At 68.6% G+C, this 16,078-nt stretch carries 22 protein-coding genes and 1 pseudogene; 8 read left to right on the top strand and 15 right to left on the bottom strand.

Going from position 1 to position 16,078, the window contains the following annotated elements; all coding sequences use genetic code 11:
- The first annotated feature begins 13 nt into the window (after positions 1–13).
- Complete coding sequence (locus tag AB0O76_RS21820; protein ID WP_365493618.1) at positions 14–1,690, top strand: threonine/serine exporter family protein; 1,677 nt, start codon at positions 14–16, stop codon at positions 1,688–1,690.
- 32 nt (positions 1,691–1,722) lie between these two features.
- Here AB0O76_RS21820 and AB0O76_RS21815 read toward each other — a convergent pair whose 3' ends face one another.
- On the bottom strand, positions 1,723–2,418 hold the full coding sequence (locus tag AB0O76_RS21815; RefSeq protein WP_365493615.1) for a VTT domain-containing protein: 696 nt from the start codon (positions 2,416–2,418) through the stop codon (positions 1,723–1,725).
- 136 nt (positions 2,419–2,554) lie between these two features.
- On the opposite strand from AB0O76_RS21815, the gene AB0O76_RS21810 reads away from it, so the two are divergent.
- The gene (locus AB0O76_RS21810) at positions 2,555–2,923 is read left to right on the top strand and encodes a YbjQ family protein (protein ID WP_365493613.1); all 369 of its coding nucleotides are present in this window, start codon (positions 2,555–2,557) and stop codon (positions 2,921–2,923) included.
- 28 nt (positions 2,924–2,951) lie between these two features.
- Here the strand turns inward: AB0O76_RS21810 and AB0O76_RS21805 are convergent, their stop codons facing one another.
- Positions 2,952–3,707 (bottom strand): MerR family transcriptional regulator, encoded by a 756-nt coding sequence (locus AB0O76_RS21805; protein ID WP_365493611.1) that lies wholly within the window; start codon positions 3,705–3,707, stop codon positions 2,952–2,954.
- Positions 3,708–3,860: 153 nt separating this feature from the next.
- Here AB0O76_RS21805 and AB0O76_RS21800 point away from each other — a divergent pair, with 153 nt between their 5' ends.
- On the top strand, positions 3,861–5,282 hold the full coding sequence (locus AB0O76_RS21800; protein ID WP_365493608.1) for a glutamate decarboxylase: 1,422 nt from the start codon (positions 3,861–3,863) through the stop codon (positions 5,280–5,282).
- A 42-nt stretch (positions 5,283–5,324) separates the two neighbouring features.
- Here the strand turns inward: AB0O76_RS21800 and AB0O76_RS21795 are convergent, their stop codons facing one another.
- The 3 genes from AB0O76_RS21795 to AB0O76_RS21785 all read right to left on the bottom strand — a co-directional run bounded on the left by AB0O76_RS21795 (position 5,325) and on the right by AB0O76_RS21785 (position 7,889).
- Positions 5,325–6,152 (bottom strand): ABC transporter permease, encoded by an 828-nt coding sequence (locus tag AB0O76_RS21795; RefSeq protein ID WP_365493851.1) that lies wholly within the window; start codon positions 6,150–6,152, stop codon positions 5,325–5,327.
- An 8-nt stretch (positions 6,153–6,160) separates the two neighbouring features.
- Positions 6,161–7,114, bottom strand: coding sequence for an ATP-binding cassette domain-containing protein (locus AB0O76_RS21790; RefSeq protein ID WP_365493605.1), 954 nt, complete (start codon positions 7,112–7,114; stop codon positions 6,161–6,163).
- Between the two features lie 133 nt (positions 7,115–7,247).
- Complete coding sequence (locus AB0O76_RS21785) at positions 7,248–7,889, bottom strand: PadR family transcriptional regulator (protein ID WP_365493602.1); 642 nt, start codon at positions 7,887–7,889, stop codon at positions 7,248–7,250.
- 43 nt (positions 7,890–7,932) lie between these two features.
- Between AB0O76_RS21785 and AB0O76_RS21780 the strand changes: the two genes are divergently transcribed.
- Positions 7,933–8,541 (top strand): VOC family protein, encoded by a 609-nt coding sequence (locus AB0O76_RS21780; protein WP_365493599.1) that lies wholly within the window; start codon positions 7,933–7,935, stop codon positions 8,539–8,541.
- 128 nt (positions 8,542–8,669) lie between these two features.
- On the opposite strand, the gene AB0O76_RS21775 is transcribed toward AB0O76_RS21780, so the two are convergent.
- Complete coding sequence (locus tag AB0O76_RS21775; RefSeq protein ID WP_365493596.1) at positions 8,670–10,127, bottom strand: aldehyde dehydrogenase family protein; 1,458 nt, start codon at positions 10,125–10,127, stop codon at positions 8,670–8,672.
- A 57-nt stretch (positions 10,128–10,184) separates the two neighbouring features.
- Positions 10,185–11,048 (bottom strand): helix-turn-helix transcriptional regulator, encoded by an 864-nt coding sequence (locus tag AB0O76_RS21770; RefSeq protein WP_365493593.1) that lies wholly within the window; start codon positions 11,046–11,048, stop codon positions 10,185–10,187.
- A 287-nt stretch (positions 11,049–11,335) separates the two neighbouring features.
- Here AB0O76_RS21770 and AB0O76_RS21765 point away from each other — a divergent pair, with 287 nt between their 5' ends.
- On the top strand, positions 11,336–11,821 hold the full coding sequence (locus AB0O76_RS21765; RefSeq protein WP_365493590.1) for an ATP-binding protein: 486 nt from the start codon (positions 11,336–11,338) through the stop codon (positions 11,819–11,821).
- A 72-nt stretch (positions 11,822–11,893) separates the two neighbouring features.
- On the opposite strand, the gene AB0O76_RS21760 is transcribed toward AB0O76_RS21765, so the two are convergent.
- The 8 genes and pseudogenes from AB0O76_RS21760 to rpmG all read right to left on the bottom strand — a co-directional run bounded on the left by AB0O76_RS21760 (position 11,894) and on the right by rpmG (position 14,889).
- Complete coding sequence (locus AB0O76_RS21760; protein ID WP_360774291.1) at positions 11,894–12,133, bottom strand: DUF397 domain-containing protein; 240 nt, start codon at positions 12,131–12,133, stop codon at positions 11,894–11,896.
- A gap of 127 nt (positions 12,134–12,260) precedes the next feature.
- Positions 12,261–12,479: pseudogene (locus AB0O76_RS21755) on the bottom strand (SRPBCC domain-containing protein); the annotation flags it as partial.
- Positions 12,457–12,867 carry a metalloregulator ArsR/SmtB family transcription factor gene (locus AB0O76_RS21750; protein WP_365493586.1) on the bottom strand — a complete coding sequence of 137 codons (411 nt, stop codon included), beginning with the start codon at positions 12,865–12,867 and terminating at the stop codon, positions 12,457–12,459. The gene AB0O76_RS21750 and the pseudogene AB0O76_RS21755, both read right to left, overlap by 23 nt.
- A gap of 5 nt (positions 12,868–12,872) precedes the next feature.
- The gene (locus AB0O76_RS21745) at positions 12,873–13,004 is read right to left on the bottom strand and encodes a hypothetical protein (RefSeq protein ID WP_365493583.1); all 132 of its coding nucleotides are present in this window, start codon (positions 13,002–13,004) and stop codon (positions 12,873–12,875) included.
- 72 nt (positions 13,005–13,076) lie between these two features.
- Positions 13,077–13,322: a 30S ribosomal protein S18 gene (gene rpsR / locus AB0O76_RS21740; protein ID WP_365493581.1), complete on the bottom strand. Its 246-nt coding sequence runs from the start codon at positions 13,320–13,322 to the stop codon at positions 13,077–13,079.
- Positions 13,323–14,468 (bottom strand): GTP-binding protein, encoded by a 1,146-nt coding sequence (locus AB0O76_RS21735; RefSeq protein WP_365493578.1) that lies wholly within the window; start codon positions 14,466–14,468, stop codon positions 13,323–13,325.
- Positions 14,469–14,473: 5 nt separating this feature from the next.
- Positions 14,474–14,719 carry a type B 50S ribosomal protein L31 gene (locus AB0O76_RS21730; protein ID WP_365493575.1) on the bottom strand — a complete coding sequence of 82 codons (246 nt, stop codon included), beginning with the start codon at positions 14,717–14,719 and terminating at the stop codon, positions 14,474–14,476.
- Positions 14,720–14,724: 5 nt separating this feature from the next.
- Positions 14,725–14,889, bottom strand: coding sequence for a 50S ribosomal protein L33 (gene rpmG / locus AB0O76_RS21725; RefSeq protein WP_003999141.1), 165 nt, complete (start codon positions 14,887–14,889; stop codon positions 14,725–14,727).
- 82 nt (positions 14,890–14,971) lie between these two features.
- Between rpmG and rpmB the strand changes: the two genes are divergently transcribed.
- The 3 genes from rpmB (at position 14,972) to AB0O76_RS21710 (ending at position 16,069) form a co-directional block, all read left to right on the top strand.
- Positions 14,972–15,208 carry a 50S ribosomal protein L28 gene (gene rpmB / locus AB0O76_RS21720; RefSeq protein ID WP_135330562.1) on the top strand — a complete coding sequence of 79 codons (237 nt, stop codon included), beginning with the start codon at positions 14,972–14,974 and terminating at the stop codon, positions 15,206–15,208.
- Positions 15,208–15,513, top strand: coding sequence for a 30S ribosomal protein S14 (gene rpsN / locus AB0O76_RS21715; RefSeq protein ID WP_365493570.1), 306 nt, complete (start codon positions 15,208–15,210; stop codon positions 15,511–15,513). The genes rpmB and rpsN overlap by 1 nt, the downstream gene beginning before the upstream one ends.
- Before the next feature lie 73 nt (positions 15,514–15,586).
- Positions 15,587–16,069, top strand: a complete 483-nt coding sequence (locus AB0O76_RS21710; RefSeq protein ID WP_365493568.1) for a hypothetical protein — start codon at positions 15,587–15,589, stop codon at positions 16,067–16,069.
- Positions 16,070–16,078 lie beyond the last annotated feature (9 nt).

Genomic DNA, 16,078 nt, shown 5'->3' with positions numbered 1-16,078 from the left:
GAGGCTGAAGTAGGTGGCTGATCAGCAGGATGCGGAGGACCGCAAGCCACAGTCGGACGAGGCACACAGCGCGTTCACCCAGCCCACCGGTGTAGTGCCGCAGCCCCCGGTGCCCGAGGACGAATCGCAGACGACGTCCGAGTTCGCCGTCCCGACGGGTCTGGCAAGCCCCTCGTCGACGACCCAGGAGACCGAGAAGTCGGCGTTCACCCCGCCGCACACCTACAGCGCCCGCAACGCGCCGACGGCCTTCACGCCCCCGCACGGCCTCCCCCTGGTGAAGCTCACCAAGGAAGTGCCCTGGCAGGACCAGATGCGCACGATGCTGCGCATGCCGATCACCGAGCGGCCCACTCCGGAGGCGTCGCAGAGGCACGAGGACGAGACCGGGCCCGCCGTGCCGCGCGTGCTCGACCTGACGCTGCGTATCGGCGAGCTGCTGCTCGCGGGCGGTGAGGGCGCCGAGGACGTGGAGGCGGCGATGTTCGCCGTCTGCCGCAGCTACGGCCTCGACCGCTGCGAGCCGACCGTGACGTTCACGCTGCTCTCGATCTCGCACCAGCCGTCCCTGGTGGAGGACCCGGTCACGGCCTCCAGGACGGTACGCCGCCGGGGCACCGACTACACGCGGCTCGCGGCGGTCTTCCAGCTGGTGGACGACATCAGCGACACGGACATCGAGGTCTCCCTGGAGGAGGCCTACCGGCGCCTGGCCGCGATCCGCCGTAACCGCCACCCCTACCCCGGCTGGGCGCTGACGGCGGCGAGCGGGCTGCTCGCGGGGTCGGCTTCCGTGCTCGTCGGCGGTGGCGTCCTCGTCTTCGTGATCGCGGCGTTCGGCGCGATGCTCGGCGACCGTCTCGCCTGGCTGTGCGCGGGGCGCGGTCTTCCGGAGTTCTACCAGTTCGTGGTGGCCGCGATGCCGCCCGCCGCGATGGGCGTGACGCTCAGCCTCCTGCACTCCCAGGAGGTCAGGGCCTCCGCGGTGATCACCGGTGGGCTGTTCGCGCTGATCCCGGGGCGGGCCCTGGTGGCCGGCGTACAGGACGGTCTGACCGGCTACTACATCACGGCGGCGGCACGCCTCCTGGAGGTCTGCTACCTCGTCGTGGGCATCGTCTGCGGCGTGCTGCTGGTGCTGTCCCTCGGCGTGATGCTCGACGCGACCAGCCTGCGGCCGGAGACGGCGTTCCTGGAGACCACATCGCGCCCGGTGATCCAGATCCTGGCATCGATGGCGCTGAGCCTCGCCTTCGCGATCCTGCTCCAGCAGGAACGTCACACCGTGCTGATCGTGACCCTCAACGGCGGAATCGCCTGGGTGATGTTCGGCGCCCTCGCGCAGACCCCGCTGGAGCTCTCGCCCGTGGCGGCGACGGCGATCGCCGCCGGGCTCGTGGGCCTGTTCGGGCAGCTCTTCTCCCGCTACCGGTTCGTCTCGTCGCTGCCGTACGTCACGGCGGCGATCGGCCCGCTGCTGCCCGGCAGCGCGATCTACTTCGGCCTGCTGGCGCTGGCCCAGAACGACATGACCACGGGCCTCAACTCGCTCACCAAGGCCGCCGCGACAGCCCTGGCCATCGCGATCGGCGTGAACTTGGGAAGCGAGATCTCCCGGATGATCCTCAAGGTGCCGGGCGCCACGTCCGCGGCGAACCGCCGCGCGGCCAAGCGGACGCGCGGCTTCTAGGGGTATTACCGCTTGGCATGCTTCTAGGGGTATTACCGCTTGGCGTGACGGCCGCGCGGGGCCTGCGGGACCGCTCCGGGGACCTCGCCCTCGGCCGCGGAGGCCTTCTTGGACTTGCCGCGTGCCCGCAGGAACTCGATCAGGATCGGGACCACCGAGATCAGGACGATCAGGATGAGGATCGCCTCGATGTTCTTGTGCACGAACTCGACGTTGCCCAGCCACGCGCCGAGCATCGTGACGCCGGCGCCCCACAGGACGCCGCCGATGATGTTGAACGTGATGAACGAGCGGTACCGCATGCCGCTGACGCCCGCGATGATCGGCGTGAACGTGCGCACGATGGGCACGAAGCGGGCCAGGACCAGGGACTTCGGGCCGTACTTCTCGAAGAACTCGTGCGCCTTGACCACGTTCTCCTGCTTGAACAGCTTGGAGTCCGGGCGGTTGAAGAGCGCCGGGCCGACCTTCTTGCCGAAGAGGTAGCCCGCCTGGTCGCCGAGGATCGCGGCGATGCAGATGAGGACGACACAGAGCCAGAGCGGGAAGTCCAGCTGCTTCGTCGTGATCAGCAGGCCCGTCGTGAACAGCAGCGAGTCACCCGGCAGGAAGAAGCCGATGAGCAGGCCGGACTCGGCGAAGACGATCGCGAGCAGGCCCCAGACCCCGAACGTGTTCAGGAGGTAATCCGGATCCAGCCAGCTTGGTCCGAGCGCAAGCGTCGTCACGGTTCCGGGCTCCTGAGGGTGAGAGGTCGATGCGGCGGGGACGGCCGCCCAAAGCTATCAACGCGAGGTGACGTGCCCAGGTTCCACTGCACTTCCCAGGGTGCACTGTGCGCCACCTGGGACAAAGCTGTGTGCCATGGGTATCGAAGATTTCGGCGGCGGCCTCAGTCCGCAGTCCGACGTACTGGTCGTGACGACGAACGACGTACCGGGCTACCGCGTACAACAGGTTATCGGTGAGGTCTTCGGCCTCACCGTCCGCTCCCGGCACATCGGCAGCCAGATCGGAGCCGGCCTCAAGTCCATGATCGGCGGAGAGCTGAAGGGCCTCACGAAGACGCTGGTGGAGACCCGGAACCAGGCCATGGAGCGGCTCATCGAGCAGGCACGCGCGCGTGGGGCGAACGCCGTCCTCATGATGCGGTTCGACGTCACCGAGGCGGCCGACGTGGGCACGGAAGTGTGCGCCTACGGGACCGCCGCGGTGATCGTCCAGGAACCGTGACTCAGGAACAGTGGCTCAGGAACAGTGACTACTGCCGCGCCGCGTTCGCCAGGATCGCGTCCCGCGTGTAGACCGCGAGCCCCGGATGGATCGCCTCGTAGGTGGCCGTGAACCGCTCGTCCGCCACGTACATCTCGCCGAGACAGGTGTGGATCTCGTACGAGCAGTCATAGTGGAAGCGCGAGATGAAGCGGCGGTGTTCCTCCGCGACGTCCATCGCCTCCACGGAGTCCGCGGGCAGGCCCCGGTCGAGCAGGTCGCTCATGCGGGCGTTGATCGCCGCGGCCTCGTCGTTGAGCCGCTTCCAGTCGTCCTTGGTGTACGAGGCGGCCCTGCGCTGCGACTCGCGATAGGCCTCTGTGTCGCCCCAGCGCTGCTCGACCTCCTCCGCGTACTGGTCGGGATCGTGGTCCCCGAAGACCTCGAACTTCTCCTCGGGCGTGAGGTTGATGCCCATCTTCTTCGCCTCCATGGCGGTCTCGACGGCGGCGGCCATCTCCTGGAGCTTGGTGATCCGGGCGGTCAGCAACCCGTGCTGGCGGCGCAGATGCTCGCGCGGGTCCGTGTCCGGGTCGTCCAGGAGGGCCGCCACCTCGTCGAGGGGGAAGCCGAGCTCCCGGTAGAACAGGACCTGCTGCAGCCGGTCCATGTCGGCGTCGCTGTAGCGCCGGTGGCCCGCGTGGCTGCGCTCGCTGGGTACGAGCAGGCCGATCTCGTCGTAGTGGTGCAGCGTGCGCACCGTCACTCCGGCGAATCCGGCGACCTGTCCCACGGAGTAGCTCATGGCTCCCGCCTCTCTCTCGGTACGCACCTCAGCCTGTGTCCTCACGCCACGTGAGGTGCAAGTGCAGGCCCCGGCAGCGGGCCATATCCTCGCCAGCAAAGGCATAAAAGCCCCGTACCGGGGCAGAAAACCTCAGCCTTGAGGAGACCGCCCATGCCGTTCCACCGCAGCGAGGACCCCGACGGCGACTCCAAGGAGCGCCCTCTCGCGGTGAACCCCTTCTACGGAGAGGCCGATCCGGTCGGCGGCATGACCCAGGCGCCGCCCAAGCACCGTCTCGCCGAAGGACCGCTGCCGCCCATGACGGCGTACCAGCTGGTGCACGACGAGCTGATGCTGGACGGTAACGCGCGGCTCAACCTCGCCACCTTCGTCACCACCTGGATGGAGCCGCAGGCCGATGTCCTGATGGCGGAGTGCCGGGACAAGAACATGATCGACAAGGACGAGTACCCGCACACCGCCGCGCTGGAGCGGCGGTGCGTGGCGATGCTCGCCGACCTGTGGCACGCGCCGGTCCCGACGGCGGCCGTCGGCTGCTCGACGACCGGGTCGAGCGAGGCGTGCATGCTCGCCGGGATGGCGCTCAAGCGCCGCTGGATCAAGAAGAACGGCGACCGCTACCCCTCCACCGGCGCCCGCCCGAACCTCGTCATGGGCGTCAACGTCCAGGTCTGCTGGGACAAGTTCTGCAACTTCTGGGAGGTCGAGGCGCGCCAGGTCCCCATGGAGGGCGACCGTTTCCATCTGGGCCCCGAGGCCGCCGCCGAGCTCTGCGACGAGAACACGATCGGCGTGGTGGCCGTGCTCGGCTCGACCTTCGACGGTTCGTACGAGCCGGTCGCCGAGCTCTGCGCGGCGCTCGACGCCCTCCGGGAGCGCACCGGCCTCGACATCCCCGTGCACGTCGACGCCGCGTCCGGCGGGATGATCGCGCCCTTCATCGACGAGGACCTGGAGTGGGACTTCCGGCTGCCGAGGGTGGCGTCGATCAACACGTCGGGCCACAAGTACGGCCTGGTCTATCCGGGCGTCGGCTGGGCTCTGTGGCGGGACGCGGACGCGCTGCCGGAGGAGCTGGTGTTCCGGGTGAACTACCTCGGCGGTGACATGCCGACGTTCGCGCTGAACTTCTCCCGGCCCGGCGCACAGGTCGTCGCGCAGTACTACACGTTCCTGCGCCTGGGCAGGGACGGCTACCGGGCCGTGCAGCAGGCGAGCCGGAACGTCGCCCGCGGGCTCGCCGAACGCGTCGAGGCCCTCGGCGACTTCCGGCTGATCACGCGCGGCGACCAGCTGCCGGTGTTCGCCTTCACGACGCTCGACGGCGTGCAGGCGTACGACGTCTTCGACGTGTCCCGGCGGCTGCGCGAGCACGGCTGGCTGGTGCCCGCGTACACCTTCCCCGCCCACCGTGAGGATCTGGCGGTGCTCCGCGTGGTCTGCCGCAACGGCTTCTCGGCCGACCTCGCGGAGCTGTTCCTCGCGGACCTGCGGCGCCTGCTGCCCGAACTGCGCCGCCAGCCGCACCCGTTCACCCGGGACCGGGATGCGGCCACGGGATTCCACCACTAGGGCCTGACCCATCGGACAGGCCCTAGGGCAGCTGATGGCCCACTACTTGCTGAGCGCGCCGAACTTCCGTACCGCCAGTGGCAGGAACACCCCCACGAGCACCACGGGCCACACCACGGCAAGGAGACCCGCGTGCCCCGCCGCCCATGAAGTGCCCACCACTCCGGGGTCGTTGCCGAAGAGGTCGCGCACCGCCGTGGCCGTCGCCGACATCGGGTTCCACTCGACCACCGCGCCCAGCCAGTCCGGCATGTTCTGCGGGACCGTGAAGGCGTTGGAGAGGAAACCGACCGGCCAGACCAGGATCTGCACGGCCGCCACCAGCTCCGGTTTGCCCGCGACCATCGCCAGGTGGATGCCGATCCACAGCATCGCGAACCGCAGCAGGAGCAGCAGCCCCACCGCGCCGAGCGCCGCCCCGAAGGAGCCGTGCCAGCGCCAGCCGATCGCGAGGCCGACGCCGATCATGACCAGGAGCGAGGCGAGTGACTGCAGCATGTCGGCGACCGAACGGCCCACGAGGACCGCCCCGTTGGTCATCGGCATGGAGCGGAAGCGGTCGATCACGCCCTTGTTGAGGTCCTGGGTGACCGCGACCATCGTGGCGTCCAGGCCGAAGGTCATGGTCAGCGCGAACATGCCGGGCACCAGGAACTCGGCGTAGTCGCCCGCGATGCCCTTTCCGCCGCCGATCAGGTAGTTGAACATCAGCAGCAGCATCACGGGGAAGACCAGGCCGACGAGGACCTGCACGGGCTGCCGCGCCCAGTGCGCGAGTTCGCGCCGGGTCATGGTCCAGGAGTCGGTCGCGGCCCAGCCGATCGCCGTGCCCCGCCCCGTCGGCGTACTCGTCATCGGCGCACTCGTCATGGACGTACTCACACGGCCTCCTTCATACGTTCCTGATCTTCGGTACGTCCCGTCAGGCGCAGGAACACCTCGTCGAGCGTCGGCCTGCGCACCGCGATGTCCTCGGCCTCGATGCCGGCCGTCCGCAGCGCCTGTACGACCCCGGTGAGCGCCTCCATCCGGTCCGCCACCGGTGCGCTCGCCAGCCTGCGGTCGGCGTCCACGACCGCTTCGCCGGGCAACAGGCGTGCCACGTCGTCCAGTTGAGCCGCGTCCCGCACCACCACGTCGATCCGGTCGCCGCCGATCTTCGACTTCAGCTCGTCCGCCGTGCCGTCCGCGATGACGCGGCCGTGGTCGACCACCGAGATGCGGTGCGCGAGTTGGTCGGCCTCTTCGAGGTACTGGGTGGTCAGCAGGACCGTCGTGCCGCCGTCCACCAGCGAGCGGACGGCGTCCCACACCTCCGTGCGGCCGCGCGGGTCGAGGCCGGTGGTCGGCTCGTCCAGGAACAGCACCTCGGGGTCGGTGATGAGCGAGGCCGCGAGGTCCAGGCGGCGGCGCATGCCGCCGCTGTACTGCTTGACCGCCTTGCGGCCCGTCTCCCCGAGACCGAACCGGACCAGGAGCTCGTCGGCCCGCACGCGCGCGTGGCGGGCACCCAGGTGGTAGAGCCGCCCGAACATCTCCAGGTTCTGCCGACCGCTCAGCTCCTCGTCGAGCGCCGCGTGCTGACCGAGCAGGCCGATCCGCCTGCGCACCTCGTCCGGGTGCCGCCGCACGTCGTACCCCGCGACCTCCACGCGGCCCTCGTCCGCCCGCAGCAGCGTGGCGAGCACCCGCACCGCCGTGGTCTTGCCCGCACCGTTCGGGCCGAGCACGCCGTGCACCGTGCCGCACCCGACGGTCAGGTCCAGGCCGTCCAGGGCCCGCTTCTCCCCGTACCGCTTCCGCGCTCCCTCGACGACGATCGCGTCCGTCATCCGTCTCCCTCCGAGCCCGATCCCCACCCGTAGTCAAACTTGACTACAAGCCCAACGCGAAGGAAGGTACTCCTGGATTCAGGATTCGTCAAACTTGATTAGCGGACCCAGGTACGGACATCCGGGGAGACTCTCAACGCTCGTCCCCCGCATGCCGCTCCCCGGTCGCGTACGGGTTCTCCTGCCCCTCGGAGAGCACCCCGACGAACGGCTCGCCCTCACCCGCGAACGTGTAGGCCCCGCCCTCGATGCGCTCGATCAGGCCGCGCGCCCACTCCGCGCCCCCGTCGGCCGTGTGCACCCAGAGGTTCATGATCTCGCCGATGTGCCCGAGCTGCTCCGGGCCCTCCTCGGGCGTGTAGTACTCGGTGACGGAGCTGCGCCACGCCTCGATGCTGCGCACCCGCTCCTTGAGCAGTTCGACGGCCTCCTCGCGCGGCAGGTCGACGATGAAGCCGAGCCCCGCCGAGAGGATGTCGGGCCGCTGGTCGTACGAGGTGAGGGCGGACCGGAGCAGCGCGAAGTACTCCTCGGTGCCCGCGTCCGTGATCTCGTACTCCGTGCGCGGCGGCCCGCCGGCGGTCGACGGGGCGATCTCGTGCGCGTGCAGCAGGCCTTGCTTCGCCATCTGCTTCAGCGCGTGGTAGATCGAGCCGGGCTTGGCGTTGGACCACTCGTGGGCGCCCCAGTACTCCAGGTCGTTGCGCACCTGATAGCCGTGCGCGCGGCCGTGCTGACGGACGGCACCGAGGACTAGGAGTCGGATCGCCGACATGAAGCCACCTCTCTTTCTAATCAACTTTGATTAGAGTAGCGGTATGGCCGAGACAATGATCCCCTTGTTCCCCTGCCACAAGCTCGACGAGACACTCGACTTCTACAAGGCCATCGGTTTCGAGGTGACCTTCCGCCAGAAGGCGCCCAATCCGTGCGGCGTGGTCCGGCGCGGCGACATGGAACTGCAGTTCTTCCAGATGAAGGACTACGACCCCAAGGCCTCCTACAGCACCTGTTACATCCTGACCGACGACGTGGACGCCCTCCACGCGTCCTTCCGCGCCGGCCTCAAACAGACCCTCGGGCGGATCCCGACCCGCGGCCTGCCCCGGATCGGGACCGTGCGGGACATGAGCTACGGCGTGCGGCAGTTCCTGATGACGGACCCGGCGGGCAACTGCGTCCGCATCGGGCAGCCCATCGCCGATTCCTTCGAGCACGCGCCCGTGCCCAAGGAGCGGTACGCGCGTGCCCTGCACCAGGCCACACTCCTCGGCGCGTCCAAGGAGGACCACGCGGCCGCGGTCCGCATCATCGACCGCGCGCTCGCGGCCGACGGCACCCCCACCCCGGAACAGCTCCGGGAGCTGCACGCCCTGCGGGCGGAGATGGCCGCACACCTCGACGACGAGGGGCAGGAGACCCTCTAGCCAGCCCCTGGCCAGCCCTTAGGGCCTGTCCGAGCCTGTCGAGCCTGCCGGGCTTTCCGACACCACTGACGCTACGGACCCTTGCGGTCAGGTTCTGTCCGCAAGGGTCCGGGAGTTCTACGACGTACTCAGAAGGGGAAGCGCGACCTGCCGTGCTGTACCGAGATCCACTTCTGCGTCGTGAACGCGTCCACCGTCGAATCGCCGTTCAGCCGCCCGACGCCCGAGCTCTTCTCGCCGCCGAAGGGCACGATCGGCTCGTCGTGCACCGTGCCGTCGTTCACGTGGAACATGCCGCTCTTCACCCGCTGCGCGAACCGCACACCGCGCTCCACGTCGGCCGTGTGGACGGCGCCGCTGAGCCCGTAGGGGGTGTCGTTGGTGATGCGCAGGGCGTCGTCCTCGCCGTCGAAGGGCACCAGGATCGCGACGGGGCCGAAGATCTCCTGCTGCAGGACCGGGGAGTCGGCCGGCACGTCAGCAAGGACTGTGGGGTGCACGAGGTTGCCCTCGACGCGGCCGTGGATCAGCGCCTTCGCACCCGAGGCGACCGTCTGCTCGACGGTCTTCATCACCGCGTCGGCCTGCGAGGAGTTGATCAGCGGGCCGATGTGGGTCGCCGGGTCCGCCGGGTCGCCGACCTTCAGGGTCGCGACCTTCTCGACGAACTTCTCGGTGAACTCCGCCTGCAGCGACCGGTCCACGAGGATGCGGTTGGCGGCCATGCAGACCTGCCCCTGGTGGACGAACCGGCTGAAGACCGCCGCGTCCACGGCGTAGTCGATGTCCGCGTCGTCCAGGACGACAAGGGCGCTGTTGCCGCCGAGTTCCAGGACCGAGCGCTTGAAGTTCGATGCGCAGACCGTGCCGACGTGACGGCCGACGCGGTCCGAGCCGGTGAAGGAGATGACGCTCGGCACCGGGTGTTCGATGAACGCGTCACCGATCTCGGCTATGTCGGTGATGACCACGTTCAGCACACCGGCCGGAAGCCCCGCGTCCTCGAACAGCTTGGCAAGGAAGCTGCCTCCCATCACGGGCGTGTTCTGGTGCGGCTTGAGCACCACCGCGTTGCCCAGGGCGAGCGCAGGGGCGACGGTCTTGAGGGAGAGCAGGAGCGGGAAGTTGAAGGGGCTGATGACCCCGACGACGCCCACCGGGACGCGGTAGAGGCGGTTCTCCTTGCCGTCGTCGGGCGACGGCAGGATGCGGCCCTCGGGCTGCAGCGCGACATGGATGGCCTCGCGCAGGAACTCCTTGGTGAGGTGGAGCTCGAAGGCGGCCTTGAGCCGGGTGCCGCCCAGCTCGGCGACTATCGCCTCGGATATCTCGTCCTCGCGGTCCTCGATGATGCGCAGGGCACGCTCGAAGACGGCACGTCTGGCGTAGGGGTTGGTCGCGCCCCACTCCTTCTGCGCACGCTCGGCCGCCCGGTAGGCCTGGTCCACCTCGTCGGCCGTGGCCACGGTGATCGACGCCAGCTTCTCCCCGTTGTACGGGTCGAAGTCGATGATGTCCCAGGAGCCGGATCCGGCCTTCCACTCACCGTCGACGTACTGGTGAGCCAGGTCAGTGAAGAAGGACATGAGACCCCTTGCCGCAGACTGTGCAGACATCTGATTTCACGTCATCGTACTGACGTTTCAGGTCAGTTGGAGTAGACCACGGAGAAGATCCCGGCTATCGGCCGGATTCGGGCTGTCGCTCTGCAACTGGCTCACCACTCGCTCGTACTGGGCCACTTCCTCGGTCTTGTCGAGATACAGGGCTCCGGTCAGCTGCTCCACGTACACGACGTCCGAGAGGTCCGATTCCGGGAAGCGCAGCATCGTGAACGCTCCGCTCTCGCCCGAGTGCCCACCGAAACTGAACGGCATCACCTGAAGGGTGACATTCGGCCGTTCTGAGATGTCGATGAGATGCTGGATCTGACCACGCATCACTTCCCGGTCTCCGTACGGGCGTCGCAGTGCCGCCTCGTCGAGTACGCAGTGGAAGCGCGGAGCGCGCTCGGAGATGAGCAGCTTCTGACGCTCAAGGCGGAGCGCGACACGACGCTCGATCTCGGCCTTGCTCGCGCCCTTCATTCCGCGCGCGACGACCGCGTGGGCGTACGCCTCGGTCTGCAACAGGCCGTTGACGAACTGGACTTCATAGACACGGATGAGCGAAGCGGCGCCTTCGAGACCCACATAGGTCTGGAACCAGCCGGGCAGGACGTCGGAGTAACTGTGCCACCAGCCCGCGAGGTTGGCCTCCTTGGCGAGCGAGAGCAGAGCGACACGCTCGGTCTCTTCGGTGACGCCGTACAGCGTCAGCAGGTCCTCGACGTCCCTGGACTTGAAGCTCACCCGTCCCAACTCCATGCGGCTGATCTTCGATTCGGAAGCGCGGATCGAGTAGCCGGCCGCTTCACGGGTGATGCCGCGCGATTCCCTGAGGCGCCTGAGTTGCGAGCCAAGGAGCATGCGCCGTACGACCGACCCGCTCGACTCCCCTGCGGTCACTTCGCTCAATCCTCCCCATCACTTGGAAGCCAGCAGTCTGCCATTAAACGCTTCAGGCCGTACTCGTTCGGTTACAGAAACGGAAAGCCTTCGGAAGTCCTCCACAAGAAGTCGTAGGAAGAAATAGGCAAGAAGTGGCACGGGAACGGCCAAGTCCGGCGCGTGCACGTGCATCTGCCCTTGCATCTGCTGTACGCATTCGGAACCATGGTCCGCGCGCCACCTCTGTACCACCGACCGCGCCACCGCTCCATCGCTATGTACCGCGAAACCGGGGAGTGCCTCGCATGGGGACGAATGGATCGACCATGCTCGAGCCGTTACGGCAGGGGCTTCCCCCACTCGACCCCTCGGCGGTCTCCAGCGCGGCATCCTGCTCCCTGCCCGCCCGCTACGAAGCGGTGGGCAGCGCACGGCAGTTCACGCGCAAGACGCTGGACCAGTGGGAACTGGAAGAGCGCTTCGACGACATAGCCCTCGTCGTCTCCGAACTCGTCACCAATGCCCTCAGACACGCGCTGCCCTCCGACACCCCGCGTGACACGGCCCCGCCGGTGCGGCTGCATCTGATGCGCTGGACCTCGCGCCTGGTGTGCGCGGTGCGTGATCCCAGCGACGACAGTCCGGTGGCGCGCGAGACGGACGACGACTTCTCCGCCGAGTCGGGCCGCGGCCTGTTCCTGGTGGACTCCTTCAGCGACAGCTGGGGCTGGCACCCGCTCGCGGGCACCCTGCGCGGCAAGGTCGTCTGGGCGCTCTTCCAACTGTCGTAGGCCAGCTGTCGTAGGCGGGCCGGCCGCGCTGTCGTAGGCGGCCCGGCCACCCTTCAGCCGCCATTCAGCGGGCTATCCACCGATCAGGTGGTCGAACTCCCCGTCCTTCATGCCGAGCAGCATCGCCTCTATCTCCGCCCGTGTGTAGACGAGCGCCGGGCCGTCGGGGAACCGCGAGTTGCGCACGGCGACGTCGCCGCCGGGCAGTTTCGCGAACTCCACGCAGGATCCCTGCGAGTTGCTGTGCCTGCTCTTCTGCCAGACCACCCCGTGAAGCTCCGTGGCCGCCATGCCGTTAAACACGTGGTGCACAGGTCGCTCCCCGGTGGTGCAGTGCCTGATGTGGCTCTAGATGCAGTGGTCAACTGTTCCCGGATCATAGCTGTGTTCACATGCCGATGCATGGGCAGATGCACGTGCACGCGGGGTGTTCCCCCGATTACAGCTCTGTCAGCACCTGCCCAAGCCCCCGCATGACATGCGAACGCCAGCCCCCGTCCATGATCTTGCGCGCCATCATCTGTGCCGGGTCGTCCGGGTCGAAGCCTTCATGTACTAGGAAGAGACGTGTACCGCGCCCTTCCTGTTCCAGTGTCCACGTGATGGTCCAGTCCACCGGGTTGGCGGGATCGGCGTCAGCCCACCGGACGCTCAGCATCGGGCATCCGGTCGAGCAGGTCGCCGAGCCCCTTCAGCCTGTCGCGCCAGAAACGCTCGTACGGGGTGAGCCACTCCTGCACCTCGGCGAGCGGCACCGCTTCGAGGCGGTAGATGCGCTGCCGCCCGGCCCGCTCCTCCGACACCAGACCGGCGTCGCGCAGCACCTTCAGATGCTCGGAGAGGCTGGGACGGCGCATGGCGAAATGATCGGCGAGCGCCTGGACGGGCTGCGGGCCCTCGTCGCGCAGGAGGCGGAGTACCTCGCGCCGGGTGCCGTTGGCGAGCGCGGCGAACAGTCGGTCCTCGCGCTGAACCTGAGCAGGGGCCTCGTGCGGGACCTGGCCGGGGGCCTTGTGCGGGGTCCGGCGCTCGCCGGTGGTGACCATGGCCGTCAGAGCATGATCCCCTGCGCGGAGCCGGGCGCGAAACCACCCATCCCCGGACCGGAGAGCGCGTAGAAGCGGAGGGCGGCGTCCTGGTCGGAGACGGGGACGGTGAGGAAGGAGGCGTGGGTGATGTTCATGGGAACGACAATAGGTAGGCTTTTCCCTACGAGTTGAGCGTAGGGAAAAGCCTACCTATTGCGATCCATGCCTCAGCGCGACGAGCCCGAGCCGTACGGCAGCAGCGCCATCTCCCGGGCGTTCTTGATCGCCCGGGCCAGCAGCCGCTGCTGCTGGGCACTGACACGGGTGACCCGACGGGAGCGGATCTTGCCGCGGTCCGAGATGAACTTCCGGAGCAGATCCGTGTCCTTGTAGTCGATGTACGTGATCTTCGCCTGGTCCAGCGGGTTGGGGCGGGGCTTCTGGACGCGAGCGGACTGCTTGCGGGGGGACATTCAGACCTCCAGGAGGGTGTCGAAGGCGGGGGGCAGGTGTTTCCAGGCGTCGCGCCCTGCGGCGTACTCCTCGTCGGTCAACAGGCAGGATTCCAGGACCTCTTCGAGCCCTTCGCGGTCCAGGCCGGGCGAGATGAAGACCAGGTGCTGGCAGCAGTCGCCGTGCTCCGGATGCCAGTCGAGCGCGGCCGCCGCACGCCGCACCGGCGGCACCATCTCCCACGCGGCGTCCGGCAGCGAGGCCAGCCAAGGCCCCGCGCTCTCCACGCACAGCGCACCGCCGGCCGCGTCCCAGCCGAGCAGCGTGTCCGGATGGTCGGCCAGCCAGAAACGGCCGCGGCTGCGCGCCGCCGCGCAGGTCAGATCCTCCAGAGCCTGATAGAGCCGCTCCGGGTGGAAGGGCCGGTCCCGGTGCCATACGAGCGTTGCGACCCCGTGCTCGTCGGCATCGGTCGGCAGCAGCGCACAGGACGGGTGCTGCGCCGCGGCCGCCGCCTCGACGTCGAATCCGGCGAGCGCGGCGCCCGCCAGGTCCCCATGACCGCCGATCGGGACCTGGCGGGCTGTCGGGTGGATCTGGGCGAGGAGCGCGCGGTCCTCGTCGTCGGCTTCGGGAGAGTCGGCGATGGCGAGCACGGGGGCGTACTCGAGCTGGCGGGCCCAGGTGTCGGCGACCGTCCGCTGGTCCGACGCGGCGGCCGCGAGCCCGGCCTCCAGGAGGTCGTCGCCGTTACCGAGGTAGGGCAGGAGCAGCGCCGGGTCGACGGCCGTGATCACGCCGCTCAGGCGCAGGCCCTCGTGCGCCGTGATCACCTCGGCCATCGCCTTGGGCTCGACGGAGTCCCACAGCTCGACGACCGCGAGCCGGGTGAGCCCCGAGTCCGCGAGCCGTTCAAGCTCCGGCACCAGGTCCTCGCGCAGCGCGCAGCACGCGCAGTCGTTGACCAGCGGCGCCTCGCCGGTGGAGAGCACGCCGGTGGCGTCGCGCACCGTGCGTACGACCGTGCCGTGCACGGCCGTCGCCAGGTCGTGGTGGAGCGCGACGCTGCCCGGGACGGTGGTGAGGAGCCGGTCGACGGCCTGCTTGCGGGCGTCGGAGTGCAGGCCTCCGACGATCGCGATGTCCATCGAGTTCGTCGCATCCATGGAGCTCATCGCGCGCCGTAGCGGCGCTCGAACCGCTCCACGCGGCCCGCGGTGTCCAGGACCTTGGCCGTGCCCGTGTAGAAGGGGTGGCTCGCGGACGAGACCTCGACGTCGATGACGGGGTACGTGCGGCCGTCCTCCCACTCGACGGTCTTCTCGCTGGTGGCGGTGGACCGGGTGAGGAAGGCGAAGCCGGAGGACTTGTCGCGGAAGACGACCGGGCCGTACGGCGGGTGGATGTCCTTACGCATGGCGGTCAGCGCTCCTCTCGGAAATCGACGTGACGCCCGACGACGGGGTCGTACTTGCGCAGGGTCATGCGGTCGGGGTCGTTGCGGCGGTTCTTGCGGGTCACGTACGTGTACCCGGTGCCGGCCGTGGACCGGAGCTTGATGACGGGGCGGAGTTCGTTGCGAGCCATGCCGCTAGTGTATGAAAATGACTCCCGTTTTCAAAACGGTTCCACCGGGGATCTCCTCCCCACGACCGAGAGGTGCGTCACCATGTCCGCCCACTGCCAGCTGACCGGCGCGAAGCCGGGCTTCGGCAACCAGATCTCCCATTCGCACCGGCGCACGTCGCGCCGGTTCGACGTCAACGTCCAGAGCAAGCGCTACTGGCTGCCGAGCGAGGGCCGCCATGTGCGGCTGCGGCTCAGCGCCAAGGGCATCAAGACCGTCGACGCCATCGGCGTCGAGGCCGCCGTCGCCCGGATCCGTGCCCGTGGGGTGAGGGTCTGATGGCGAAGAAGAGCAAGATCGCGAAGAACGAGAAGCGGCGCGAGATCGTCGCCCGGTACGCCGCGCGGCGGGCCGAGCTGAAGGAGATCATCCGCAGGCCCGCCACCGGTGATGCCGAACGTGCCGCCGCCCAGGCGGAGTTGGCGCGTCAGCCGCGGGACGCGAGCGCCACGCGCGTACGCAACCGGGACAGCGTCGACGGGCGTCCGCGCGGATACGTGGGCAAGTTCGGGCTTTCGCGGGTGAAGTTGCGTGATCAAGCGCACGCCGGATTCCTCCCCGGGGTGCGCAAGTCGTCCTGGTAGCTTGGCGCGCGTTCATCGACCGAGGCGGCCGATTCGGCGGAGTCGGCCAGTCGCTAGGGGGAATTCAGTGCGCATGCGCGTCCGGAACGTACGTATCGGTGCCGCGGCGGCGGGTCTTGTCGCCGCCCTTGTCCTGACCGGTTGCAGCAGTGACGGTGACGACGGCGGGAGCAAGGGCGAGGACAAGGGCTCGGCGGGTTCGTCCGCCGGGGCCGATGGGTCCGACACGCCGGAGGAGGGCTCCGGCGCCAAGGACGGGAGCGTCGAGGGCAGTTGGGTCACCACCGCCGACGGGAGCCCGCTCGCGCTGGTGATCGCCGACAAGAAGGCGACGCTCCTCGGCGAGGACGTGCTGTGCAGCGGCACCGCGAGCGCCGACACCATCCAGCTCAAGTGCGCCAAGGGCGACTCGGGCCGTACCAAGGGCACGGTCGAGTCCGTCAACGGTACGTCGATGTCGGTCGAGTGGGAGGGCTCCGGAACGGACCAGTTCACGAAGACCGAGGGCGGGAAGCTGCCGGAGGGGCTGCCGACGGCGGGGCTTCCGCAGTCCTGATTTTCGGTA

The organism is Streptomyces sp. NPDC086554, assembly GCF_040686095.1.
Classification (GTDB): domain Bacteria; phylum Actinomycetota; class Actinomycetes; order Streptomycetales; family Streptomycetaceae; genus Streptomyces.
Note: the sequence above shows the minus strand (reverse complement) of the source record. Positions and strands in the feature narration are given on the sequence as shown.